At 70.1% G+C, this 23627-nt stretch carries 23 protein-coding genes and 4 pseudogenes; 11 read left to right on the top strand and 16 right to left on the bottom strand.

Annotated features, from left to right (window positions below):
• Positions 1-36 precede the first annotated feature (36 nt).
• Genes IPN03_15785 through IPN03_15775 form a run of 3 tightly spaced genes read right to left on the bottom strand, consistent with a single transcriptional unit; the run spans position 37 to position 2876 of the window.
• Positions 37-1260: a fatty acid desaturase gene (locus tag IPN03_15785; protein ID MBK9375132.1), complete on the bottom strand. Its 1224-nt coding sequence runs from the start codon at positions 1258-1260 to the stop codon at positions 37-39.
• Positions 1261-1320: 60 nt separating this feature from the next.
• Positions 1321-2073, bottom strand: a complete 753-nt coding sequence (locus tag IPN03_15780) for a 1-acyl-sn-glycerol-3-phosphate acyltransferase (GenBank protein MBK9375131.1) — start codon at positions 2071-2073, stop codon at positions 1321-1323.
• A complete protein-coding gene (locus IPN03_15775; GenBank protein MBK9375130.1) occupies positions 2070-2876 on the bottom strand; it encodes a 1-acyl-sn-glycerol-3-phosphate acyltransferase in 807 nt (268 codons plus the stop codon). Before IPN03_15775 ends, IPN03_15780 begins: the two co-directional genes overlap by 4 nt.
• A 35-nt stretch (positions 2877-2911) precedes the next feature.
• Here IPN03_15775 and IPN03_15770 point away from each other — a divergent pair, with 35 nt between their 5' ends.
• On the top strand, positions 2912-4177 hold the full coding sequence (locus tag IPN03_15770; protein ID MBK9375129.1) for an aminoacetone oxidase family FAD-binding enzyme: 1266 nt from the start codon (positions 2912-2914) through the stop codon (positions 4175-4177).
• Between the two features lie 42 nt (positions 4178-4219).
• On the opposite strand, the gene IPN03_15765 is transcribed toward IPN03_15770, so the two are convergent.
• From IPN03_15765 to IPN03_15730, 8 genes and pseudogenes are all read right to left on the bottom strand, one after another.
• The gene (locus IPN03_15765; protein MBK9375128.1) at positions 4220-4507 is read right to left on the bottom strand and encodes a stress response translation initiation inhibitor YciH; all 288 of its coding nucleotides are present in this window, start codon (positions 4505-4507) and stop codon (positions 4220-4222) included.
• Positions 4508-4534: 27 nt separating this feature from the next.
• On the bottom strand, positions 4535-4894 hold the full coding sequence (locus tag IPN03_15760; protein MBK9375127.1) for a universal stress protein: 360 nt from the start codon (positions 4892-4894) through the stop codon (positions 4535-4537).
• Positions 4891-5403 (bottom strand): hypothetical protein, encoded by a 513-nt coding sequence (locus IPN03_15755; GenBank protein MBK9375126.1) that lies wholly within the window; start codon positions 5401-5403, stop codon positions 4891-4893. The genes IPN03_15760 and IPN03_15755 overlap by 4 nt, the downstream gene beginning before the upstream one ends.
• The gene (locus tag IPN03_15750) at positions 5382-5690 is read right to left on the bottom strand and encodes a hypothetical protein (GenBank protein MBK9375125.1); all 309 of its coding nucleotides are present in this window, start codon (positions 5688-5690) and stop codon (positions 5382-5384) included. The genes IPN03_15755 and IPN03_15750 overlap by 22 nt, the downstream gene beginning before the upstream one ends.
• Positions 5691-5709: 19 nt before the next feature.
• Positions 5710-6297 carry a potassium-transporting ATPase subunit KdpC gene (kdpC, locus tag IPN03_15745; GenBank protein MBK9375124.1) on the bottom strand — a complete coding sequence of 196 codons (588 nt, stop codon included), beginning with the start codon at positions 6295-6297 and terminating at the stop codon, positions 5710-5712.
• A 10-nt stretch (positions 6298-6307) separates the two neighbouring features.
• A pseudogene (kdpB, locus tag IPN03_15740) lies at positions 6308-8346 on the bottom strand (potassium-transporting ATPase subunit KdpB).
• A 10-nt stretch (positions 8347-8356) separates the two neighbouring features.
• Positions 8357-9878 (bottom strand): annotated as a pseudogene (locus IPN03_15735) (potassium-transporting ATPase subunit KdpA).
• A gap of 1 nt (position 9879) precedes the next feature.
• Positions 9880-9969: a potassium-transporting ATPase subunit F gene (locus tag IPN03_15730; protein MBK9375123.1), complete on the bottom strand. Its 90-nt coding sequence runs from the start codon at positions 9967-9969 to the stop codon at positions 9880-9882.
• Between the two features lie 421 nt (positions 9970-10390).
• Between IPN03_15730 and IPN03_15725 the strand changes: the two genes are divergently transcribed.
• Positions 10391-12379, top strand: a complete 1989-nt coding sequence (locus tag IPN03_15725; GenBank protein ID MBK9375122.1) for an APC family permease — start codon at positions 10391-10393, stop codon at positions 12377-12379.
• A gap of 9 nt (positions 12380-12388) precedes the next feature.
• Here the strand turns inward: IPN03_15725 and IPN03_15720 are convergent, their stop codons facing one another.
• From IPN03_15720 to IPN03_15705, 4 genes and pseudogenes are all read right to left on the bottom strand, one after another.
• On the bottom strand, positions 12389-12634 hold the full coding sequence (locus IPN03_15720; protein MBK9375121.1) for a winged helix-turn-helix domain-containing protein: 246 nt from the start codon (positions 12632-12634) through the stop codon (positions 12389-12391).
• 109 nt (positions 12635-12743) lie between these two features.
• A pseudogene (locus IPN03_15715) lies at positions 12744-13091 on the bottom strand (response regulator).
• Complete coding sequence (locus IPN03_15710; GenBank protein ID MBK9375120.1) at positions 13088-14263, bottom strand: hypothetical protein; 1176 nt, start codon at positions 14261-14263, stop codon at positions 13088-13090. The pseudogene IPN03_15715 and the gene IPN03_15710 overlap by 4 nt, the downstream one beginning before the upstream one ends.
• Positions 14223-14519, bottom strand: coding sequence for a DUF4118 domain-containing protein (locus tag IPN03_15705; protein MBK9375119.1), 297 nt, complete (start codon positions 14517-14519; stop codon positions 14223-14225). The genes IPN03_15710 and IPN03_15705 overlap by 41 nt, the downstream gene beginning before the upstream one ends.
• Positions 14520-14667: 148 nt before the next feature.
• Here IPN03_15705 and IPN03_15700 point away from each other — a divergent pair, with 148 nt between their 5' ends.
• Together IPN03_15700 and IPN03_15695 are read left to right on the top strand one after the other, a co-directional pair.
• Positions 14668-14943, top strand: coding sequence for a hypothetical protein (locus IPN03_15700; GenBank protein ID MBK9375118.1), 276 nt, complete (start codon positions 14668-14670; stop codon positions 14941-14943).
• On the top strand, positions 14925-15074 hold the full coding sequence (locus tag IPN03_15695) for a hypothetical protein (GenBank protein MBK9375117.1): 150 nt from the start codon (positions 14925-14927) through the stop codon (positions 15072-15074). The genes IPN03_15700 and IPN03_15695 overlap by 19 nt, the downstream gene beginning before the upstream one ends.
• Before the next feature lie 3 nt (positions 15075-15077).
• Here IPN03_15695 and IPN03_15690 read toward each other — a convergent pair whose 3' ends face one another.
• Complete coding sequence (locus IPN03_15690; GenBank protein MBK9375116.1) at positions 15078-15467, bottom strand: acyl-CoA thioesterase; 390 nt, start codon at positions 15465-15467, stop codon at positions 15078-15080.
• Between the two features lie 68 nt (positions 15468-15535).
• Here IPN03_15690 and IPN03_15685 point away from each other — a divergent pair, with 68 nt between their 5' ends.
• The 7 genes and pseudogenes from IPN03_15685 to IPN03_15655 all read left to right on the top strand — a co-directional run.
• Positions 15536-17209, top strand: a complete 1674-nt coding sequence (locus IPN03_15685; GenBank protein MBK9375115.1) for a DUF853 family protein — start codon at positions 15536-15538, stop codon at positions 17207-17209.
• 372 nt (positions 17210-17581) lie between these two features.
• Positions 17582-17746, top strand: coding sequence for a hypothetical protein (locus IPN03_15680; GenBank protein MBK9375114.1), 165 nt, complete (start codon positions 17582-17584; stop codon positions 17744-17746).
• Between the two features lie 1349 nt (positions 17747-19095).
• Complete coding sequence (locus tag IPN03_15675; GenBank protein ID MBK9375113.1) at positions 19096-19965, top strand: hypothetical protein; 870 nt, start codon at positions 19096-19098, stop codon at positions 19963-19965.
• A 525-nt stretch (positions 19966-20490) separates the two neighbouring features.
• Complete coding sequence (locus IPN03_15670; GenBank protein MBK9375112.1) at positions 20491-20628, top strand: hypothetical protein; 138 nt, start codon at positions 20491-20493, stop codon at positions 20626-20628.
• 95 nt (positions 20629-20723) lie between these two features.
• A complete protein-coding gene (locus IPN03_15665; GenBank protein MBK9375111.1) occupies positions 20724-20966 on the top strand; it encodes a hypothetical protein in 243 nt (80 codons plus the stop codon).
• Positions 20967-21141: 175 nt separating this feature from the next.
• Positions 21142-23077 (top strand): annotated as a pseudogene (locus IPN03_15660) (fumarate reductase/succinate dehydrogenase flavoprotein subunit).
• A gap of 80 nt (positions 23078-23157) precedes the next feature.
• Positions 23158-23627, top strand: a 470-nt coding sequence (locus tag IPN03_15655) for a hypothetical protein (GenBank protein ID MBK9375110.1), incomplete at its 3' end; no start/stop codon positions are given.

Here is a 23627-nt window from a genome sequence, read left to right as displayed (position 1 = left end):
CGAAACGGACCGACGCGTCCCTCCGGGCTGGACGGATCAGGCCGGCGAGGGGATCCCGTCGCCCATTCCCGACGCCTCGACGAGCCGCTCGAGCGCCTCGACGAGGCTCCTGCGGGTTCTCTCGATCTCGAGGCGGAGCTCCTCGACGCGGATCTCGGCGAGCGCCTTCGCGCGCTGGCCGCGCAGGCGCGTGCCCGCGGCGGCAGCGGAGAGGGCTGCGGCGTAGTCGGCCTTCAGCTTCTCGAGCTGCACGGCGGCGCGTAGCCGGGAGGTCTCGAGCTCGGCGAGCCGGCTCGAGGCCGAGGCGAGCGCCGCCTCGCGACCCTCCGCCCACCGGTCCGAGAGCTGCTCGGCGCGGGCGTCCCAGGCCGCCTGTGCCGTGTCGAACGCATCCCGCGCCCTCTCGAACGTCCGGGACGAGAAGTGCCAGACGGCCCGCTCCCGGGCGAGGCCGGCGATCTTGTCGGGTACGGGGCGAACGTCTCTTGCGATCCCGAGCAGCCGGCCGAAGCGGATGAGGTAGAGGCTCGGGTCGACCTGCCACCAGAGGAACCCCTGCGCGGCGGAGGCCTGGAAGTGGTGGTGGTTGTTGTGCCACCCCTCGCCCATCGTGACGAGTGCCAGGATGAAGCTGTTCCGGCTCGTGTCGCGCGTCTCGAAGACCCGTTTGCCGAAGACGTGCGTCACGCTGTTGATGGCGAACGTCCCGTGCCAGAGGAGCACCGTCGAGAGGAAGAAGCCCCAGAAGAGGCCAGTCCAGGAGAACGCGAGCCAGAGGCCCAGGCCGTAGAGCATTGGCGCGAGGAACTGGTTCCGGTCGAGCCAGACGAGCTCGGGGAACTTCGTGAAGTCGCGGATCGCGTCGTACTGCGTCTCCTCGTACTCGTCCGCGAGGATCCACCCCATGTGGCTCCACCAGAAGCCCTTCTGGACCGGCGAGTGGATGTCCTCGGGCTGGTCGGAGAAGCGGTGGTGGTGGCGGTGGTGCGCGGCCCACCAGAGGACCCCCTTCTGGGCCGCCGTCTGGCCGACGAAGGCCATGACGAACTGCCAGAAGCGGTTCATCCGGTACGTCCGGTGTGCGAAGTACCGATGGAAGCCCGCAGTGATCGCGAACATCCGGAGGTAGTACGACCCGAGGCAGAGGGCGACCCCTTCCCAGGAGAAATCGAGGGCCAGGATGCCCAGGGCGGCGGCGTGGACGAGGCCGAAGCCGAAGGCGGCAGCGAAGCGAATGCGGGGACGGGGCGTCGCGTTCATGCGCGGGTGTCCTGTTTCTGGCGCCTCGGCCCTTCGGGACCGGCCGCCGGAACCATCATCTCACGCCGTCTCCGCCGCGAGGCGGTCCTGCTCTTCCTGCATCCGGGCGTGCACCGTCGCGATGAGCGTCTCGAGGTCTTCCTCCCCGAGCCCCTCGGTCGGAATCGGAGGGAGGACCCGGAGCCGGATCCGTCCGGGGAAGACGAGGAGGCGGTGCCCGTCGAGGAGGTCGTGGAGGGGCGTGCAGACGATCGGGACGATCGGGACCTGCGCCGCGATCGCGAGGTGGAACGATCCCTTCTTGAACGGCAGGAGTGTCGGGCCCCCGTTTCGGTGTCCCTCCGGGAAGACCCACACCGAGATCCGTTCCGCCCTCACGCGCGCGGCGGCGGCGGCGATGGAGGCGATGGCGCTCGCCAGGTCCCTGCGGTCGAGGAGGATGTTCCCGGCCGCCCGGAAGAACCAGCCGAAGACCGGGATCTTCTCGATCTCCTTCTTCCCGATGACGACGGCCCGCCTCGGGAAGAGCCCCCCGTAGACGACGATGTCGAGATTCGACTTGTGGGTCGCCATCAGTACGGCCGGTGCCGATTCGGCGAGGCGGCCGCGATTCTCCACCGTCACCCGCCAGCCGAGGAGTGTCACCATGATCCAGTGGAAGCTCCGGGAGAGCTGAAACGACGCGTTCCCGCGTGGGCGCAGGGCGACGTAGAGAAGGCCGCCCAGGGACACGGCGACGAAGGAGACCGCGCCGAGGAGACAGGCGAGGAGGAAGTGAACCCGCGCGAAGGCCCTGCGAACCGGGCCCCTCACGCGCGGGCCCTTTCTATGGATGCGCCGTGTAGCGACGGGAGTATCGGTTCGCCCGCGCCGGGTGCGAGCTCGCGCTGCGCATTCGCCAGCTCCGAGCGGACCCGCGCCATCAGCTCGTCGAGGTCCCCGGGCCCGAGGCCCTCGGTCGGTACGGGCGGGAGGACGCGAAGGCGGATCGTCCCGGGGCGGAGGATCCAGCGGCGCGCGTCGAGGACGGCCGAGAGCGGACTGACGGCGAGCGGGAGGATCGGGAACTGTGCGCCGAGGGCCAGGTGGAAGACCCCCTTCTTGAACGGCAGCATCTCGGCACCCATGTTCCGGTGCCCCTCGGGCGCGACCCAGACGGAGACTCCCACCGCTTTCGCAGACTCGGCCGCACGACGAATCGCCTCCATCGCGACCGCCGTGTGCCGGCGGTCGATCAGGATGTTCCCCGTCGCCCTCCAGAGCCAGCCGAAGAGCGGAATCCACTCCAGCTGCTTCTTGCCGATGGCGATGGCGCCGGGCGGGAAGACCTCTCCCACCACGATGACGTCGAGGTTCGACTGGTGGCGGACCATGACGACCGACGGGCTGACCTGGGCGAGTCGCTCGACCCCCTCGGCCTCGATCTTCCAGCCGAGGACCCTCTGCATGACCCGCGAGTAGGTCCGGGCGGCGAAGACGGCGGCGTGCCCCTTCGGTCCGCGGACGAGGGCGATCGCGAGCGCGGCCGCGGAGACGACGGGAAGAAGAAGGCCTCCCACGATCGACGCGGCGACGAAGTGGAGCGTGTAAACGCAGCGGCGAACGAGATTTGTCATGCGACCCGGTTCCGGGAGGCTGCATTATCTCCGCGATGGAGGCGGGGATCGTGATCGTCGGCGGCGGGGCCGCGGGGCTTCTCGCCGCCGCGTCGGCTGCGGCCCGCCTGCGCGAAGCGGCGAGCGCCGCGCCGGTCGTCGTTCTCGAGGCGGCGCGCGAGCCGGGGAGGAAGATCCTGGTCTCCGGCGGCGGCCACTGCAACGTCCTCCCCCTGCGCGAGGCGCGAGCGCGTTTCGTCTCCTCCTCGCCGCGCCGGCTCGTCGACCGCTGCCTCGATCGCTTCCCGCTCGCCGGGCAGCGCGCCTTCTTCGAGGAGATCCTCGGAGGGCCCCTCCGGGAGGAGGCGGAGTCGGCGAAGCTCTACCCGCCGTCGAACCGCGCCAGGGACGTGCGCGACGCCCTCGTGGCGCACGCGCGGGCTGCCGGAGCCGAGGTGCGGACTTCGATGCCCGTGCGGGAGGTTTCGCGCGGGGGGGGCGGCGGCTTCGACGTCCGCCTCGACGGGGACGCGCTCGCCGCCTCTCGCCTCGTTCTCGCCACCGGGGGCCGCTCGGTGCTCGCCGGCGGGGCGGACGCGGCCGGGTTCGATTGGGCCGCTTCCTTCGGTCACACGATTCGGCCTCTCTGTCCCGCCCTCGTTCCGCTCACGGGCTCATCGCCCGCCCACGCGGCGCTCTCCGGGGTCTCTCTCGAGGTCGCCGTCACTGCCACGAGCAGCGGCGAGTCGGTCACGACCCGCGGCGGGTTCCTCTTCACGCACAAGGGCTGGAGCGGCCCGGCCGTCCTCGACGTGTCGCACGTCGCCTCGCGGGCGCTCGCCGAAGGGCGGCCCTTCGCCGTGACGGTGTCGTTCGGCTGGAACGCCGAGGAGTGGGAGGCGGCTCTTCGAGCCCACCCCGGCTCCGGCTCCGTCCTGGGCGTCCTCCGGCGATCGCTGCCGGATCGCGTCGCCGCCCTCGTCCTCGGCGAGGCGGGCGTTGCGGGCGACGTGCCGCTCCACCGCCTCACGCGCGAGGCGCGGCGCGAGGTCGTCCGCGCGCTCACCGCGCTCCCGCTGCCGGTCGAGGGGACCGAGGGCTATCGGACCGCGGAGGTGACGGCCGGCGGCGTGGCGCTCGAAGAAGTCGACCCCGGCAGCGGCGCGAGCCGGCTCGTTCCCGGTCTCTTCCTCGCCGGGGAGATCCTCGACGCCACCGGCCCCATCGGCGGCTTCAACTTCCAGTGGGCCTGGGCGACGGGGAGAACGGCGGGCGACGGCGCGGCGAAGTCGTTTCTCGCCGGCGCGGCCGTCAGCCCTTGACCACGAAACCGCGTGCCGCCAGAAGCGGGCGGACCCTGTCCCTCACGTCCCCGCAAGCTCGATGGCCCCGGGCTTCACCGTGCCGCCCACCGCGCACGACTTCCTCCGCGCCTTTGCGCGCCCCTCGCGGAAGGGCCCGTTGTCCGGGAGCGCGTCGACGCCCGTCACGCTCTTCCCGCCGCGCCCCTTCTTCTCGATCCGCAGCTTCGCCGTCACCTTCGCAGGCACCGGCTCGTCGAGCTTCCTCGAGCAGCGGCAGTCGTTCGCCGGCCAGCCGCACGTCGGGCAGACCCGCCCCTTGTCGCTCGAGTAGACGACGCGTCCGCTCACGCGCGGATCATCGCAGAGGGGCCGCTCTCAAGGCTCGTCGTCGCCTCCGGCGTCGGCGACGAGGAGGTCGAAGCCGTCCGCCCGGGAGAGGAGGCGGTCGACGATTCCGGGGAAGAGGCGCGCGAAGAGGCCGCGACGCGACGGGGGGCCGACGATCAGGACGGCGACGTTCTCCTCGCGGACGAAGCGGACGATCTCGGCGGCCACGTCTTCCGCCTCCCTCACGACGACGGTCGCACCGAGCGTCATTGCGAGCTCGACGTTCTCGGTGAGCGCCCTGTGCTGGCGCGCCGAGAGACGCTCGGGGCGCTCGCGCGAACGCCGCACGTGGAGGGCGAACCACCGCGTGTTCATCCGGCCCGCCGTCCGGGAGGCGCGGAGGATCAACTTTCTCGCGATTTCCGGGGCGAGGGGATCGCGACGGCGACGCGGGCCTGGGGCGCCGGCGCCTCGAGCGTGCCGCTGTCGTGGGCGTCGGCCTCGATGTGGTCCGCCGTCTGGAAGAGCGTCAGCTCCCTGAGGCGCGTGAGCTTCTCTTCGGTGAAGAAGCTCGAGAGGGCCTGCTCCGCCTTCTCGGCCGTATAGACCTTGCCGACGCGAATCCGCTCCCTCAGCTCCTCGACGGGAAGGTCGACGACGACGAGGGCGTCGGCGTCCCTGACGATGCGGTCTGGAAGGCGCTCCCGAACCTCGATCCCGGTGACGGAGCCGACGACGTCCTGGACCCCCTCGAGGTGCTGGACGTTCACGGCAGCCATCACCGAGATGCCCGCTGCGAGGATCTCCTCCACGTCCTTCCAGCGCTTCTCGTTCCGGCTGCCCGGGGCGTTCGTGTGGGCCAGCTCGTCGACGACGACGGCGTCCGGACGTCGCCTCAGGATGGCGTCGACGTCCATCTCCTGGGGAGAACGACCCCCTGGTAGCTGACCTGCTTGCGCGGGACGACCTCCAGGTCACCGATCCGGGCTTCGGTCTCCGACCTTCCATGCGTCTCGACGTATCCGATGACGACGTCGGTCCCGTGGCGCCTCAGGCCGTGGGCGTCGTCGAGCATCTTGTAGGTCTTGCCGACGCCGGCCGCCATCCCGAGGTAGACCTTGAGCTTCCCGAGGCGGGCGTCCCGCGACGCTTTTCGGAGAAAAGCCTCGGGGTCGGGGCGTCGGTCGTCGGTGGCTCTCGGCACGATCTCGATTATCGGGGCGTCACGGTCGCGGAATGGTCTTGGAGCTCTCCCTCACTTCGAGGTTCAGAAGCAGGACGTTCACCCGCGGCTCGCCGAAGAGCCCGAGGAAGCGGCCTTCGGTGCGGCGCGCGACCATGGCCTCGAGGTCGGCCGCGGGGATCCCGGTCTCTTTCGCGACGCGCGGCACCTGCCAGAGCGCGAACTCGGGAGAGACGTGCGGGTCGAGACCCGAGCCTGACGCCGTGACGGCGTCGGCCGGGACCGGTCCCTTCGTAGCGGGGTTCTCCGCGCGCGCCTTCGCGACCTCCGCGGTTACCCGGTCGGCGAGAGCCTTCGAAGTCGGGCCGAGATTCGAGCCCGACGAAACGGCGGCGTCGTAGCCGCTGCCGGCCGCGGACGGGCGCGTCCGGAAGAGCCCCGGGGAGGTCACGGCCTGGCCGATAAGCGAGGAGCCGACGACCTTCCCGTCGCGTGCGACGAACGATCCGCCCGCGGCGCCCGGGAACGCAAGGCGGCCGACGGCCCAGACGGTGGCGGGGTAGCCGAAGCCGAGGAGAAGCGTGAAGACGACGAGGAGGCGGACGGAGACGAAGACGTGATCTTTCACGGCAGATACATCAGGCGAGCTTCAGGGCGACGAGGAGGAGGTCGATCAGCTTGATCCCGACGAAGGGGGCGGCGAGGCCACCCAGGCCGTAGATCAGGAGGTTGCGGCGGAGGATTCGTCCCGCGCCGAGGGGCCGGTACGAGACCCCCCGGAGCGCGAGCGGGATCAGGGCGACGATGATGAGCGCGTTGAAGATGACGGCCGAGAGGATCGCGCTCTCGGGCGTCGCGAGCTTCATCACGTTGAGAGCCTGGAGCTGGGGAAAGGTCGCGACGAAGAGAGCGGGGAGGATCGCGAAGTACTTCGCCACGTCGTTCGAGATGGAGAAGGTCGTCAGCGCGCCCCGCGTCATCAGGAGCTGCTTGCCGATCTCGACGACCTCGATGAGCTTCGTCGGGTTCGAGTCGAGGTCCACCATGTTCCCGGCTTCCTTCGCCGCCTGGGTCCCGGTGTTCATCGCCATCCCGACGTCGGCCTGGGCGAGCGCGGGCGCGTCGTTCGTCCCGTCGCCGGTCATCGCCACGAGGTTCCCGTTCGCCTGCTCCTTGCGGATCAGGGCGAGCTTGTCCTCGGGCGTCGCCTCGGCGAGGAAGTCGTCGACGCCGGCCTCGCGCGCGATGCTCGCGGCAGTGAGAGGGTTGTCGCCCGTGATCATCACGGTCCGGATCCCCATCGCCCGGAGGCGGTCGAACCGTTCCTTCATCCCGCCCTTGACGACGTCCTTGAGATAGATCGTCCCGGCGACCTTCCCGCCGTCGGTGACGACGAGGGGCGTCCCCCCTCGCCGGCGATCCGGGCGACGTCGCGGCGGACCTCCTCGGGGAAGCTCCCGCCCGCGGCTCTCACGAACGCGTCGACCGTGTCGGCCGCTCCCTTCCGCACCTTCCGCCCCCCTTCGAAGTCGAGGCCCGACATCCGCGTCCGGGCGGTGAACGGGACGAAGTGGGCGTGCAGGTCGCGCAGCTCGCGGCCCCGGATTCCGTGTCTCTCCTTGGCGAGGATGACGATCGAGCGCCCCTCGGGCGTCTCGTCGGCGAGCGAGGCGAGCTGGGCCAGCTCGGCCAGCTCGCGGGCGTCGACGCCTGGGGCCGGGAGGAAACCGGCCGCCTGGCGGTTGCCGAGCGTGATCGTCCCGGTCTTGTCGAGGAGGAGGACGTTCACGTCGCCCGAGGCCTCGACGGCCCGGCCCGACATCGCGAGGACGTTGTGCCGGAGGACGCGGTCCATCCCCGCGATGCCGATGGCCGAGAGGAGGCCGCCGATCGTCGTCGGGATGAGGCAGACGAGGAGCGCCACGAGGACGGTCGGCGAAAGGTCGCTCCCCGAGTAGAGGGCGAAGGGGCGCAGGGTGATCGTCGCGAAGAGGAAGACGATCGTCAGGCCCGCGAGGAGGATGTCGAGGGCGATCTCGTTCGGCGTCTTCTGCCGCTCGGCGCCCTCGACGAGCTTGATCATCCGGTCGAGGAAGGTCGAGCCGGGCTCGGAGGTGATCTCGACGACGATCCGGTCGGAGAGGACCTTCGTCCCGCCGGTGACCGCCGAACGGTCGCCTCCCGCCTCCCGGATCACCGGAGCCGATTCGCCGGTGATGGCGGATTCGTCGACCGACGCGATCCCCTCGACGACGGTCCCGTCGCCCGGGATCAGCTGGTTCACCTCGACGACGACGAGGTCGCCCTTGCGGAGCGTGGAGGAGGGGATGCTCTCTTCGCGCCGTTCGGGGCCGACGAGGCGCCGCGCGACGGAGTCCGTCTTCGTCCGGCGGAGCGAATCGGCCTGGGCTTTTCCGCGCCCCTCGGCGACCGCCTCGGCGAAGTTCGCGAAGAGGACCGTCGCCCAGAGCCAGAGGACGACCTGGAGCTGGAAGGAGAGGGACCCGCGCGTCCCGACCCCGAGGAGGGCGAGCGTCGCGAGGACGGCGCCAGCCTCGACGACGAACATGACGGGGTTTCTCGCCGTGTGGCGCGGGTGGAGCTTGCGGAAGGAGTCGGCCGCGGCCCGGGTGAGGAGGGCGCGGTCGAGCAGCTTGATCTCGGAGGGCTTGGTCATCGGTTCCGCCTCAGAACGTCCGGCCCGCGGCCATCAGCAGGTGCTCGACGACCGGACCGAGGGAGAGGACGGGGAAGAAGGTGAGAGCCCCGACGACGAGGATCACGCCGGCGAGGAGGAGGGTGAAGAGAGGGCCGTCGACGGGAAAGGTCCCGGCCGACTCCGCCTGCCTCTTCTTCGCCGCGAGCGACCCGGCCATCCCGAGGATCGGGACGATCATCAGGAACCGCCCGAAGAACATCGCGAGGCCGAGAAGGACGTTGTAGAAGTCCGTGTTCGCGTTGAGCCCCGCGAAGGCGCTGCCGTTGTTGCCGGCCGCGCTCGTGAAGGCGTAGAGGGCCTCCGAGAGGCCGTGGGGGCCGGCGTTCGCGAGGCTGGAAAGGCCGGCCTTCGTCGTGACGGCGGCCGCCGTCCCGACCAGGATGCAGAACGTCAGGACGAGGACGGCGAGCATCGCGAGCTTCACCTCCGCCCCTTCGATCTTCTTGCCGAGGTACTCGGGCGTCCGGCCCACCATCAGGCCGGCAATGAAGACCGAGAGGACGACGAAGACGAAGACGCCGTAGAGGCCCGCGCCGACGCCGCCGAAGATCACCTCGCCGAGCTGGATGTTGACGAGCGGGACGAGGCCGCCCAGGGGCGTGAAGGAATCGTGCATCCCGTTCACGGCGCCGCACGACGCGGCCGTCGTGATCGTGGCGAAGAGGGCGGTGTCGCCCGCCCCGAAGCGGACCTCCTTGCCCTTCCATGTTCCCGGCTGCGGCGTCGATCCCGGCGGCCTGATGGATCGGGTTGCCCCGGGTCTCGGCCCAGGTCGTGACTCCGCCGTTCGTCCCGAGCTCCTTGATCGCCTCCTGGGAGGCGACCGGGCCGAGCGGGATCGTCTGCGTCGCGCCGTCGAGCGTCGTGACCTTCGCCGAAGCCGAGAAGCTCTGGACGACGCCCTGGGACATCAGGACGACCGCGGCGACGAGCGAGATGGGAAGAAGGACCCAGAGGGTCGAGCGGGTCAGGTCGACCCAGAAGTTGCCAATGGTCTTCGACTCGGCGCGGGCGATCCCCCGGATCACCGCGACCGCGATGGCGATGCCGGCCGCTGCCGAGAGGAAGTTGTGGAGGGCGAGCGCCGCCATCTGGGTCAGGTGCGACATCGTCGCCTCGCCCACGTACGCCTGCCAGTTCGTGTTCGTGACGAAGGAGATCGCCGTGTTCCAGGCGAGGGCGGGCGGCACGGCGGGGAGGCGGTCGGGGTTCAGCGGCAGGAGGCCCTGGAGCCGCTCGACGGCGTAGACGCCGAGGACGCCGAGGACGGAGAAGACGAGCAGGGAGGAGGCGTACGCCTTCCAGTCCTGCTCCTTCCTCGCCTCGACGCCGCCCAGGCGGTACACGAGGCGCTCGAGGGGCCCGAGGACGGGGTCGAGGAACGTCTTTTCCCCCGAGAAGACCCGGCGCATGTAGAGGCCGAGGGGCTTCGTCACGGCGAGGACGAGGACGAAGTAGGCCGCGATCTTGAGGAATGCGAGGGTGGTCACTTCAGAGCCTCTCCGGTTTCAGGAGCGCGTAGAGGAGATAGGCGAGCGCCAGTGCCGACACGGCGAGACCGAGGGCGGACTCAGCGCTCATCGCGGTTCTCCGGGAGAAGGGCAGCGCAGCCGCGGACGTAGAGAAGCGCAAGCCCCCCGAGCAGGAGCGTCGCGAGGACGAGAAGGGCGTCCGTCATCTGCCATGGGGCCGGTCTCAAAGCGGGTCGCCCGGCTTGGTCCCGGAAGATTCGACGACGAAACAGGACCGCTAGACGGCGAGGAGGACGAGGAGGGTGCATGGGGACTCCTTCCGATGGGGAAGGTGCCCTGCGCGCGTCAAGAAGTCCGGAAGGGGGCGAAAGAAAGCCGAAAGAGAGGGCCGCGGCCCGAGGAGCCCGCGCGAGGCGACGAGGCTCCGAGCAGACCTAAAGAAAGGCTAAAGATCGACCCGTCGGCGGCCACCGGAGGGTCCGGAGCCCTTCCGTGAGGCCTCACCCGGCCGATAGAGTGGACGGCTGGACATGTCGATCCTCCAGGCCGCCCGGCGACTCGTCATCGGAAAGAGCCGCGACCCCCTCGACCCAAGGGTCTTCCACCACCTCTCCCTCGCAGCCTTCCTCGCCTGGGTCGGTCTCGGGGCGGACGGACTCTCCTCGTCCTGCTACGGCCCGGAAGAGGCGTTCATCACCCTGGGGGAGCACAGCCACCTCGCGGTGTTCCTCGCGATCGCCATGACGGTGACGATCGCCGTCATCTCCGCGTCGTACGCCCAGATCATTTCTCTCTTCCCCTCCGGCGGCGGCGGCTACCTCGTCGCGACGAGCCTCCTCGGGAAGGGGGCGGGCGTCGTGTCGGGCTCGGCCCTCGTCGTCGACTACGCGATGACGATCGCGATGCAGGTGGCGGCTTCGGTCGCAGCCCTCTGCTCCCTCGCGCCGAGGGTCGTGACGCAGAAGGAGCAGCTCGTCCTCGCGCTGATCCTCGTGACCTTCCTCATCATCCTGAACCTTCGAGGGGTGAAGGAATCCGTCCTCGTCCTGGTTCCCATCTTTCTCCTCTTCCTGGTGACGCACGTCCTCCTCATCGCCTTCGGAATCGGCGGCCACGCCTCGGCGATGCCCGAGGTCGTTGCGGCGACGGCCCGGGAGACCCGCGAGACGTGGACCGCGCTCGGGGCTTTCGGAACGCTGGCCCTCCTCCTCCGAGCCTTCTCGATGGGCGGCGGGACCTACACGGGAATCGAGGCGATCTCGAACGGGCTCCAGATCCTGAAGGAGCCGCGCGTCCAGACGGGCCGCCGGACGATGCTCTACATGGCGGTCTCCCTCTCCCTCACGGCGGGAGGCCTGATCCTCTGCTACCTCCTCGCCGGAGTGCACCGCGTTCCGGGCCGGACGCTCAACGCGGTCCTGACGGAGAAGCTGGCGACCGAAGCGCTCGGGCCGGGCTCGCTCGCGGGCGGATTCCTCCTCCTGACGCTCGTTGCCGAGGGAGCGCTCCTCTTCGTCGGGGCCCAGGCCGGCTTCCTCGACGGGCCCCGGGTCCTGTCGAACATGGCGATCGACTCGTGGGTCCCGCACCGGTTCAGCCTGCTCTCGGACCGGCTCGTGACGCAGAACGGGATCCTCGTCATGGGGGGAGCCGCCATCGGGATCCTTCTCTACACGGGCGGGTCGATCGACGTGATCGTCGTCATGTACTCGATCAACGTCTTCCTCACCTTCAGCCTCTCGCAGCTCGGCATGTGCGTCCACTGGTGGAAGGTGAGGCGCGAGGACCCGGCGTGGAAGCGCCACCTCGCGATCAACGGCCTCGGCCTTTCGCTCACGGCCACTCTCCTGGCGGCCACCGTGCTCATGAAGTTCCGCGCGGGAGGCTGGGTGACGGTCCTGATCACGGGTTCCGTCGTGGGGCTCTGCGTCCTCGTGCGGCGGCACTACCGCTCGCTCCGGCTGCTGCTGAAGCGGACGGACGACGTCCTGACGACCCTCAAGCCGCCGAAGCCGCGCGACTCCGGCTCGTTCCCGAGGATCGAGCCGCCGAAACGCGGAACGCCGACGGCCGTCTTTCTCGTCTCCGGTTTCAACGGCCTCGGGATGCACTCCTTCCTGAACGTCCAGCGCTACTTCCCGGGCTACTTCAAGCACTGCATCTTCCTGTCGGTCGGCGTCGTCGACTCGGCCAGCTTCAAGGGGACGCGCGAGCTCGAGAACCTCCGGAAGGAGACCGAGCGGGACCTCGTCCGCTACGTCGACTTCGCGCGCGGGAACGGCCTGGCTGCGGAACACCACCTCTCCGTCGGCACGGACCTCCTCGACGAGCTCGTCGACCTCTGCCTGAAGGTCAAGGGCGACTGGGACCGGCCGATCTTCTTCATGTCGAAGCTCGTCTTCCCCCAGGAGAACGCCCTGAACCGCCTCCTCCACAACCAGACGCCGTTCGCCCTGCAGCGACGCCTCCAGATGGAGGGAATGCACTCGGTGATCATGCCCATCCAGTCGGAGGTCTGAGGGAGACCGTCAGTCCGGGAGCGGCTCGGCGACGAACCTGTAGCCGACCCACGGTTCGGTGACGACGTAGCGCGGCGTGGCCGGGTCGGGCTCGACCTTCTTCCGCATCGAGCCGACGTGGACGCGCACGACGTCGACCGTCGTTCCCGGTGCCCCCCTCCAGACGCGCGAGATGATCCGGGCTGTCGTCACGGGCTTGCCGGCGTTCGTCGCGAGGAGCTCGAGAATGGCGAACTCGGTCGGCGTGAGCTTCACCTCGCGTGCCCCCTGGACGACGCGCCGCCGCTCGAGGTCGATCGAGAGGCCGTCGAACTCGAGGACGGTCCGGGGCGGGAGCGACGCCGCTCCTCCGAAGCTGGGCGCGGAGGCGGGCGAGGAGCTCCGGGACGGAGAAGGGCTTGGTGACGAAGTCGTCGGCGCCCAAATCGAGGGCGCGGATCTTGTCGACGTCCGCGCCGCGGACGGAGAGGACGACGATGGGCGTCGCTCCCATCCTGCGGATCCCGCGAATCAGCTCGAATCCGTCGGCGACGGGCATGGCGAGGTCGGTGAGGACGAGGTCCGGCGCCCCCTGTTCGAAGAGCGCGAGGCCCTGGCGGCCCTCCGGCGCCTCGAGGACCTCGTAGCCCGCTTCGGTCAGCTCGGCGGCGAGACCCCTGCGGATCGTGGGATCGTCCTCGACGACGAGGATGCAGGCGCTCGTCCGGATCACGTCTCCACTCCTTCAACCGGCATTGCGGCCGGCAGGTCTACCCGGGCGATCGTCCCGCCGCCGGTGCGCGGATGCAGCGACAGGTCGCCGCCGTTCGCGACGGCGGGGCCGCGCGCGATCTCGAGGCCCAGGCCCCTTCGGCCGCCGTCGGCGATGTCCCCTTCCGCTCCGGAAAGGGCCTCCGGGGCGAAACCGGGGCCCCGGTCGGCGACCTCGAGACGGACGAGGCGGGGCTCGACCGGGTGCCGGGCCGCCGTCAGCTCGATGGCCGTCCCGTCGGGTGCGGCTCGGGCCGCGTTCTCGACGAGGTTGACGAGGACCTCGACGACCAGCGACGGGTCGGCGAAGGCGTCGGGGCAGTCGGCCGCGATCGACACGTGCACGGGGTGCGCGACGAGGACGAGAGAGAGACCTTCTCTCGCTGCCCGGAAGAGGTCCGCCGGGGGGGTCGGCTCGGCGTGTGGAACGCTCCGGCCCGCTTCCAGGCGGGCGAGGGCGAGGAGGTTGTCGATCCGGCGGGCGAGCCGGCCGCTCTCTCGCGCGAGGTCGTCGAGCGCCGTCCGCGCATCGGCCTGCCCTGCGAGCCGCCGGCGGAGGCTCTCGATCGAGAGGCCGATCGCCGTGAGGGGGCTCCGCAGGTCGTGCGAGACGGCGCGCAGGAGGGAGGTCTTCAGGCTCTCGCTCTGGCGGAGGGCCTCGAGGTGGGCGTTCTCCACGAGAAAACGTTCCCGCTCGATGGCGAGGGCGACGAGCCGGGCGACCGGGTCGAGCACGGTCCGGCCTGCCTGCGTCTCGAGCACGACGAGGACGCCGCTCGCCTTCCCGCCGACGAGGAGCGGAAAGTAGACGTCGCGTGCGCCGCCTGGCGCCGGCACCTCCGCGACCTCTCCCCGGTCGAGGACGACCTGGACGAGGCGTTCGTGCTCGGGTGCCAGGTCGCGTCCGGACCAGGAGACGACCGTGGGCCGATTGCTCCCCTCGGCGTTCTCGAGAAGGCCGCCGCCTCCCGCGCCAACGGAACGCAGGGCCCTCGCGGCGGCCTCGCCGAGGACGCCGACGCGATTCGTGGTGGTGAAGAGGTCGACTGAGAGGTCGTAGAGGACCTCGATCTCCCGGCGCCGCCGCAGGGCGTCAGCGGCCTGCTCGCGCGCCTGGAGGACGAGCCGGCTCACGACGACCGCCACGATCAGGAAGCAGAAGAGCGCGACCCAGTTCGCGGGCTCGGCGATCGTGAAAGTGTGAAGGGGGCGGCAGGAAGAAGAAGTTGAAGGCGAGCGTCGCGGCGAAGGCGCCGATCACCGCGGCGCGCAGCCCTCGTGCGAGTGCGATGCCGAGGACGACCACGAGGAGGACCAGGCCGGCCGTGGTCGAGTTCAGGCCGATGAGCCGAACGAGGGCCGTGGCTCCTCCCACGGCGAGGAGCGCCACGGCAAGATCCGCGAGGGCGGCCGGAAGCCATCCGGTGCCCCGTCTCGATTCCGCGGCCATTCTCTCCACTCGGTGTCTCCGGCCGATATCTTACGGCCCGTCTCCGCGCCCGATTCCTGCTCCGCCTGTGTCACGATCACCTTCGACCATGCCCGACCCCATCGACGCCGCCGCCCTCGAGGCGCGGGGCGTCCGTTCCGGCGGTCCCGGCGGCCAGAACGTCAACAAGGTCGCCTCGAAAGCCGAGCTGCTCGTCGACCTCGCGCTCGTCGAGGGGCTCGACGAAGGGGCGCGGCTCCGCCTCGCCGCTCTGGCCGAAGGACGCCGCGACGCGGAAGGGCGCCTGCGCGTGACGGCGGGGAGAGCCGGGACTTTCACCGGAACCTCGAGACGGCGCGGGAGAAGGTGCGTGCCCTCGTCGTGAAGGCGCTCGTCGTCCCGAAGCGGCGCCGCCCCACGCGGCCTTCGGCCGGGTCGAAGGAACGGCGGATCGAGACGAAGAAGCGCGACGCGAAGGTGAAGAGGACCAGGGGCACGCCCCGCCGGGACGAGTAGGCCCTACGCTCCCGCCATCTCCCGCCGCGTGATCGGCGTCGGCCGGCGCTCCTCGTCGACGTTCACGTAGACGACCTCGGCTTCCGTCACCTTTACCGCGGCGCCTGGGTTCCGTGCGCGCTGCGCCTCGACGGTGACCTTGATCGTGACCGACGTCCTGCCGATGCGCGTCACCTCGCAGTAGAACGAGACGAGGTCGCCGACGAAGACCGGCTCGTGAAAGACGACCTCGGTCATCTTCACGGTCACCATGTAGTCGCAGTGGGCACGGGCGGCAACGGCGCCGGCGAGGTCGATGTACGAGAGCAGGACGCCTCCGAAGATCGTGCCGTGGGCGTTCGTGTCCTTCGGCATGAGGGTGACCCGGATGGCGGGGCTGCGTCCGTCGTTCATGGCGCGATTATGTCCGCGAGGCCGGTAGACTCCTTCTCCGGCACCGATTCCACGCGGGAGGTCCCACCTTGGCCAACGAGCTGTTCCTCGGACGATCCGTCACGAAGGCACCCGCGCCCCTCGCGCTCGACCCGGACGACCTGATGACCCACGGCCTCATCGTCGGGATGACCGGCAGCGGCAAGACCGCCCTGGGGATCCTCCTGATCGAGGAGCTGCTCAAGCAGGGGATTCCCGTCCTGGCGATCGACCCGAAGGGGGACCTCGGGAACCTCGCGCTCGCCTTCCGCGCGGCTCGCCTGGACGAGTTCGCGCCCTGGGTCCCCGCCGGGGGAGAGGCGACGCCCGAGGGCGAGGCGAAGAAGTGGAGCGAGGGGCTCGCGAGCTGGGGGATCACCGCGGCCGACGTCGCCGCGTACGCCGCCTCGCGGCAGGTGACGATCTTCACGCCCGGCTCGAAGAGCGGAGTCCAGGTCGACCTTCTCGGCGCGCTCGCCCCGCCGCCCGACGGCCCGGAGAGCGAGGAGGGGCGCGACCTGATGACGGCCTTCCTGGGGGGGCTCCTCGGCCTCCTCGGGCGCGACGCCGACCCGGTCTCCTCGCGCGAGTTCATCCTCCTCGCCCGGTGCGTCGAGGAGATCTGGGCGAAGGGGGAGACGGCCACGCTCGAGTCGCTCGTCGGCGCGGCCGCGCAGCCGCCGTTCGGGGCGATCGGCGCGCTGCCGCTCGAGACGTTCTTCCCGAAGAAGGAGCGCGACGGCCTGGTCCTCGCCCTCAACGGCCTCCTCGCATCGCCCGCGACGTCCGCCTTCCGTGGCGGCGTCCCGCTCGACATCGACGCCCTCCTCGGCGGGGGCCCGGGGCCGGCGAAGCTCTCCATCTTCTCGATCGCGCACCTCTCCGACCCCGAGCGGCTCTTCGTCGTCGCCACGCTCCTCTCGCGCGTCCGCTCCTGGCTCCGATCGCAGCCAGGCTCCACGTCCCTGCGCGCGCTCATCTATATAGACGAGATCTTCGGCTTCTTCCCGCCGTCGGGCGAGCCGCCGACGAAGAAGCCTCTCCTCTCGCTCCTCAAGCAGGCCCGCGCGTTCGGCGTCGGCACCGTCCTCGCCACGCAGAACCCGGTCGACCTCGACTACAAGGGGCTCTCGAACTGCGGCTGCTGGTGGGTCGGGACGCTCCAGACCGAGCGCGACCGGCGCCGCCTCGCAGACGGCCTCACCGACGCCGCCGGGCTCACGGACGTCGACGCCCTCCTGAACCAGACGAAGAAGAGGACCTTCCTTCTCCACGACGTCCACCGGAAGGGGCCGGAGATCTTCGAGACGCGCTGGGCGATGAGCTACCTGCGCGGCCCGATGACGCGCGACGAGCTGACGAAGCTGAAGAAGGCGGCGCCGTCGCCTCCTCGAGCGCTGCTGCCGTCGCGGGATCCGTCGTCGCGACGGCGGTTGCCGCCGCCGCGCCCGCACCGCCGAGGCCCGCCGCCCCAGCGGGCCCGCCCATGCTCCCGTCCGAGTGGCCCGCCCGCTGGCTCGACCGCGTCGCGGCGGCGACCGGGCGACGCCTACCTCTGGGTGAAGGCGGCGGTCCGCTACAAGAGCGGCAAGGGACCTCGGACGAGGTCACGACGACGAAGCTCTTCCCGCTCGACGCGGCGACGCCGCGCGAGGTCGTCCAGGGCGACATCCTCGATCTCGAGGGAAGGAGCTCCTCGAGGCGGCGCCCCGGACGCTCTCTAGTACGTCGACCTCCCTCCTGGCTGGGACCCAAGGGGGTGAGGAAGCAGGAGGCGCTGAAGGAGCGCCTCCGGACCTTCTCGCCACGACCCTGATCCGGGACCCGCTGTCGGGCCTCCTCTCGAACCCGGGCGAGGGCGAGGACGACTTTGCGGCCCGCGTCGGCGAGAAGGCCAGGCCCTCGGCCGCTCTCGTCGAGAAGATCGAGAAGAAGCGTCGTGACCTCGCGACCGCCGGAGCAGGCCGAGAAGGCCCGCTCGATGGAGACGATGGCCTCGATGGCCGGCGCGGCGATGGACGTCCTCGGCGGCCTCTCTCGCAAGAGGAAGTCGCCTCAAGGTCGGCAAGGTCGGCTCGGTTCTCAGCAAACGCCGGATGGAGGGCGCCGCCGAGACGAAGATCGAGACCCCAAGGCCGAAGCTCGAGGAGCTGGAAGCGAAGGTCGCCGCGCCCGACCCCGCCCGCTTCGAGAAGGTCGAGGTCGTCCCGACGAAGACCGGAGTCGACATCCTCGGCGTCGGGGTCGCCTGGGTGAGCTGACCGGGATACCGAAGACCCGGAGGGAGCTTCACCGCCCCGTCGATTCCGCGAGGGCCGCGCTCGGGTCGGGGCATCCCGCTCGCCTCGGCCGCGCGCGGCCGACCCGCTTCCGCCTTCGCTGCGGCCGGGCGGGGCGCCCGCGCAGCTCGCGTCGCCGGGGCTGATACGCGCCCCCCGACCCCCACCTCCAATCTGCACTCATCCGCAGCGAGAAGGTCGTTCTCGAATCGGTGCGCGGGCTTTCCCCCCGCCCGGTCCTCGCGAAGTCGAGCGGGTCCCCGTCCGTGCTCGAGTCGGCTCGCGAGGGGAGGTTCCGTGATCATCGAGGCAGACGACTGGGTCAACGTGCTACGCCCTCCACCGACGACGACCGGATGCTCCTGGTCGCCAGTTCCTTTCGGCATCGACTTCACCTCAGATCCCGGGCGGCGTGATCCCGAAGACCGGCGAGATCCGGTGGCCGCGGGCGTGCGCGGAGCTGCGTGAAGAGACCCATGCGCCGGACGTTCCGCGCCGCCTGCTGGCGCAGTGCGCCCACCAGACCCCCGCGAACCAGGCCAATGTCTGCCACATCGTGCTCGTCGGGGGCTGCGTGGCGTGGGCGAACGCGGATTCGACCCGAACAGGAGATCGAGCTAGGGCCTCCTGCCGATCGACGCAGGAAATCGTCGCCAAGGGCGGGCGTGGCGAGATCAAGCACTCGCCGTGGTGGTCGATGCGCTGTTCTACCTGCGCGCGTGGCGCGAGGGTCGGATGAAGTGAGCGCCTGATCGGGAGCGGATCCTGTGGCGGCCGGGAGAACGACCATGTCAACCAATAGGTGACATGATCCGCCGGCGGATCGTTTCCCGGCTCAGGCCGCCGGATCGTGGCGGCGAAGAAACAATGGACGCACGGCGGTGTCCCTCCGGCGGGTTCGTTCTGGGCGCGCTGTTGCCCGGTGGTGGCCGTCTTCGCGGGGGTGCGCCGGTCCCGGTCGCGCCGGCTGGTTTGACATGGCGGGGGCGGACCCTTTGTTGGGCGCCTCTACCATGAGTGCCGCCCTCACGCCCGCATTCCGCCGAATCCGTCGCCAGTCCCTCGGCACCGCCGTCAACAGTTTTTCACCGGACGCGCTCGAGGTGAGATCCGCGCGATCTACGGGCGCGGCCCGCTGTATCCGCAGCGCCATGTGCTGGCGGCGACCGGCTGCACTGGGCGGCTATTCTGAAGATTCCGTTGCTGACCAAACGCGAGATCGTGGGCGCGGTCACTGCGCGTTCTTCGCCGACTGCGCGGAGGTCTGACGCCAGGTGCAGCGCAAAGTGGGAGTACGAAGTCGACCTCCGGCACGGGCAGCTGCGGGGCGAGTGACCGTGATCATGGGCGGGCTGGTGGCAGCCGGCGCAGACGGCGCGGGCCTACGCCCCGCGCATCCGCTATCGCCCGTACCTGAGCGCATGGGGCGGCGGGCGATCCTCGCAGGTGGGCTGCTCCAGCAAACCTCTGCCCGTACGAGGATTTTGGAATTCCCGCAGCGTTTCATCGAGAACACCGTCTACACCAACCTGCACAGCGACCGTTCGTGTTCCTCGAGGCAGGTGGGACCGCATCGTGCTCGAGGCTGCGGGCGACGCAGACCGGAAGTCATCGAGGGCGAGCCGATCTACCTCTCGCTGCTCGCCCGCGCCGTGCTCAAGCGCCGGGTGCGCGTGCCGAGCGTGAAGGTCGTGATCCTCACCTACGGCAAGGCCAGCCGCGAGCATGGCCGGCGCATCGCCGAGGCCTTCCGGCGCCCCGCGGAATCGCGACCTCTAACGGGCTCGACACCGCAGGCCAGCTATCCCAATTCGGGTGGGCGACGCCTTCGCGGACAACTCGCGGCCGATCGACGCCAATGTGTTCATCGAGCTCGTGTCGTTTCGCGACCTCCGCGAGGCGTTCAGAAGGTTGGTCGACGACCCCGCGGCCGCCGGGCGGGCGATGCCGCTGCTGCGTACCTCACCGGCGATGTCGTGCAGCGCTTCCGAGCGGCTTCCCATAACTCTCTTCGCGGGGCGGGAAGGCACGAGGCACCACGGCTGCATTTCCGGCGGGACGGGTCGCTCGTGTCGCCCGCCGACATCGACCGGGCGCTGCCCGATGATTTTGCCTGCTGGCACTATTGCCTGATCCAGACGGGAGAGACCGCATGGAAGTTCGACTATGTGGCCGAACACAGCGCCGGACCCCGGACGTAGGCGACGGCATCGCGCAGATGCTCGCGCGACGGCGCGCAGGGTAGACATTGTCGCGCAAGGGAGAAGCTCATCCGCCGCCCGCCTCGAGCGGGAAGGTTCAGCGGCACTCAAGCTGCTCAGGGGTGGGTGCTCGAAGGCCTGAGCGAGGGCAGCGGCCGGGGAGGGGCGCGCCAGCGGGGAGCCGCATGAAAAGTGCTCACGCCCGGGCGGTTTTTAGCACCGGCAGCGGCTGGGCGGCGGACCGCGATGGTTTGCTAATAGGTGCCCGGCCAGGTGAGGGGCCTAGCGTCGGCGCTTCCGTTCCCGCTCACCCGCTTTTGCCAAAACGCACACCCGCAATGAGCCTCGTTCGAAATATCTTCTGCTCCTCCCTGGGGAAGAAATACATCATGGCACTGACCGGCCTGGCCCTCCTCGGCTTCGCAGGCGGTCACCTCGTCGGCAACCCTCCAGATCTTCTCCCACCCGGACAAGATCAACGGCTACGCCCACTTCCTGCAGGGCCTCGGGCCCATGCTCTGGGTGGTGCGCCTGAGCCTGCTCGGCATCGTCTGTCTCCACCTGTGGGCCGCGATCCAGCTCACGCTCGAGAATCGGGCGGCCCGCCCGCAGAAGTACGACGTCAACCACACGATCCAAGCGTCCTGGCTTCTCGTTACATGATCGGCTCGGGCCTGGTGATCGCCCGCGTTCATCGTCACCTCACATCACTCCATTTCACGGTGAATGACGGACGGAACCTTCAAGACCAGCGCGCGGTGACCGGAAAACGCGTGATGGACCACCAGGACTTCCACCTCTTCGGCCTGACGATCGTCGGCAAGGGCGCGGCGGTGCACGACGTCCACACGATGATGGTCCTCGGCTTCCAGAAGAAGCTCGTCGCGATCTTCTACATGATCGCCCCCGTCACCACTCCTCCAGCTTCCACCTCTGTGCGGCTTCGAGAGCGCCTTCAGTCGCTCGTGCCACACGCACCAGCCGCTGGGGCAGCTTCCTGAAGGGCGTCACCCGCGTCTTCGTGGTCCTCTATCTGCTCGGCAGCCTGGCCATCCCGGGCTCGGTGCTCGCCGGCGTGGTCAAGAAGGGCGGCTGCACCAGCTGCTGCCCGGCCACCGCTGCGGACGCTGCAAGCAAATAACCGCTTTCGTCGCCCATGGCTGACTCGACGCCAAGATCCCCGCCGGTCCGCTCGCGCAGAAGTGGGACCGCCACATTGCCGAGAGCAAGCTCGTCGCCCCCAACAACCGTCGCCGCTACACCGTCATCGTCGTCGGTGCCGGTCTCGCCGGTTCCTCCGCCGCGGCCACGCTCGGCGAGCTCGGCTACCGGGTCGACTGCTTCACCTTCCACGACAGCCCGCGCCGCGCGCACAGCATCGCGGCCCAGGGCGGGATCAACGCCGCGAAGAACTACCAGAACGACGGCGACAGCGTCTACCGGCTGTTCTACGACACGGTGAAGGGCGGCGACTTCCGCGCCCGCGAGTCGAACGTCTACCGGCTGGCCGAGGTCAGCTCGGCGATCATCGACCAGTGCGTCGCGCAGGGCGTGCCGTTCTCGCGCGAGTACGGCGGCACGCTCAGCAACCGCTCCTTCGGCGGCGCGCAGGTCTCGCGCACCTTCTACTGCCGCGGCCAGACCGGGCAGCAGCTCCTGCTCGGGGCCTACGCCGGGCTCAACCGCCAGATCGCGGCCGGCAACGTGCGCATGTTCACGCGCCGCGAGATGCTCGACCTGGTCCTCGACAAGGGCGTGGCCCGCGGGGTCGTCGTCCGCGACCTGGCCACGGGGAAGGTCGAGGCCCACGCGGCCCACGCCGTCGTCCTGGCCACGGGCGGCTACAGCAACGTGTTCTTCCTGTCCACGAACGCCGGCGGCTGCAACGCCACCGCGATCTGGCGGGCCCACCGGCGCGGGGCGGCCTTCGCCAACCCCTGCTACACGCAGATCCACCCCACCTGCATCCCGCAGTCGGGCGACCACCAGAGCAAGCTCACGCCTGATGAGCGAGTCGCTCCGGAACGACGGGCGGGTGTGGGTCCCTAAGGACCCGGCCGACAAGCGCGGCGCGGCCGCGGTCCCGGAGGCCGAGCGGGACTACTACCTCGAGCGGAGGTACCCGAGCTTTCGGCAACCTCGCCCCGCGCGACATCGCCTCGCGCGCGGCCAAGGAGGCCTGCGACGAGGGGAAGGGCGTCGGGCCCGGCGGGCGCGGCGTGTACCTGGACTTCGCCGACGCCAGGAAGCGGCTGGGCAAGGACGGGATCGCCACCCGCTACGGGAACCTGTTCGACATGTACTCGCGCATCACGGGGGAGAACGCCTACGAGGCGCCCATGCGCATCTACCCGGCCCCGCACTACACGATGGGCGGGCTGTGGGTGGACTACGACCTGCAGGCCACGATCCCGGGGCTGTTCGTCCTCGGCGAGGCGAACTTCTCCGACCACGGCGCGAACCGGCTGGGCGCGAGCGCGCTCATGCAGGGGCTGGCCGACGGCTACTTCGTGATCCCGGCCACGATCGGCGGCTACCTGGGCGCGCGAAGCCGGCGGGCTGCCGAGATGATTGGCGCCAGCGCCGTTCGCGGACGCCATCGGCGACGTCCAGGCGCGGCCAAGAAGCCTCCTCCCCCTGAAGGGCAAGACGCCCGGTCGACTCCTTCCACCGCGAGCTGGGGAAGATCATGTGGGACAAGTGCGGCATGGCCCGCAGCAAGGAGAGCCTCACCGCCGCCCTGGGCGAGGTCGTCCCGAAGAGCCTCGCGAGGAGTTCTGGAACGTCCGGCCGTCACGGGCGACGCGGACCCCCTCGCCGAGTCCCTCGAGCAGGCCGGCCGCGTGGCCGACTACTTGGAGCTCGCGGAGCTCCTGGGCCGTGACGCGCTGACCCGCGAGGAGTCGTGCGGCGGCCACTTCCGCACGGAGAACCAGGAGGCGGGCAACGAGGCGCAGCGCAACGACGGCAGTTCGCGTACGTCGCCGCCTGGGAGTGGAAGGGTGAGGGGCAGGAGCCCGCGCTCCACGAGGAGCAGCCCGAGTTCGAGACCGTCAAGCCGTCGCCAGAGGAGCCACGACCAGCGCGCGGCAGCACGACGATCACGGTCTAGTCTGGATCTGGCGCCCGAAGCGCCGCCGCGCCCAGCGAGTTCGAGGACTACCACGCCACTCGGACGTCGGCCCGGGCGACATGTCGTTCCTGGAGATGCTCGACCAGCTCAACGAGCGGCTCGCCGCCGAGGGCAAGGACGTCATCGCCTTCGAGAGCGACTGCCGCGAGGGGATCTGCGGCTCGTTAATCCGTCAGTCGACGGCGAGCCCCCCAGCCCCCGAAGGGCACCACCGCCTGCCACAGGTACATGCGCGTTCCTTAGGATGGCGACGGATCGCCCTCGAGCCGTGGCGCGCGTTCCCGCTCGTGAAGGACCTCGTCGTCGACCGCTGGGCCTTCGACTGGATCTTTCCGCCACGCGTCCGGCGCGGTTCGTCTCCGTCGAACACCGGTGCTCCGCGTTGGACGCCAACGCGCTCCCGTCGCCCGAGGAGTCGCGTCGAGCACGCCCTTGGACGCCGCGTCGTGCATCGGTTGCGGCGCCTGCGTCGCGGCCCGCAAGAACGCCGCCGCCATGCTCTTCACCGACCGCGAAGGTCGCGGCACCT

The sequence above is a fragment of the Holophagales bacterium genome (assembly GCA_016719485.1).
Lineage (GTDB): Bacteria > Acidobacteriota > Thermoanaerobaculia > UBA5066 > UBA5066 > UBA5066.
This window is presented reverse-complemented; position numbering and strand designations above follow the sequence as displayed.

What these genes read in the sequence shown, in the direction of transcription:
- IPN03_15730 (MBK9375123.1), bottom strand. Translation starts at nt 9,969, where the DNA reads ATGAGCGCTGAGTCCGCCCTCGGTCTCGCCGTGTCGGCACTGGCGCTC.
- IPN03_15690 (MBK9375116.1), bottom strand. Translation starts at nt 15,467, where the DNA reads ATGAACGACGGACGCAGCCCCGCCATCCGGGTCACCCTCATGCCGAAG.
- IPN03_15785 (MBK9375132.1), bottom strand. Translation starts at nt 1,260, where the DNA reads ATGAACGCGACGCCCCGTCCCCGCATTCGCTTCGCTGCCGCCTTCGGC.
- IPN03_15755 (MBK9375126.1), bottom strand. Translation starts at nt 5,403, where the DNA reads ATGGACGTCGACGCCATCCTGAGGCGACGTCCGGACGCCGTCGTCGTC.
- IPN03_15725 (MBK9375122.1), top strand. Translation starts at nt 10,391, where the DNA reads ATGTCGATCCTCCAGGCCGCCCGGCGACTCGTCATCGGAAAGAGCCGC.
- IPN03_15700 (MBK9375118.1), top strand. Translation starts at nt 14,668, where the DNA reads ATGCCCGACCCCATCGACGCCGCCGCCCTCGAGGCGCGGGGCGTCCGT.
- IPN03_15770 (MBK9375129.1), top strand. Translation starts at nt 2,912, where the DNA reads ATGGAGGCGGGGATCGTGATCGTCGGCGGCGGGGCCGCGGGGCTTCTC.
- IPN03_15775 (MBK9375130.1), bottom strand. Translation starts at nt 2,876, where the DNA reads ATGACAAATCTCGTTCGCCGCTGCGTTTACACGCTCCACTTCGTCGCC.
- IPN03_15680 (MBK9375114.1), top strand. Translation starts at nt 17,582, where the DNA reads ATGGAGGGCGCCGCCGAGACGAAGATCGAGACCCCAAGGCCGAAGCTC.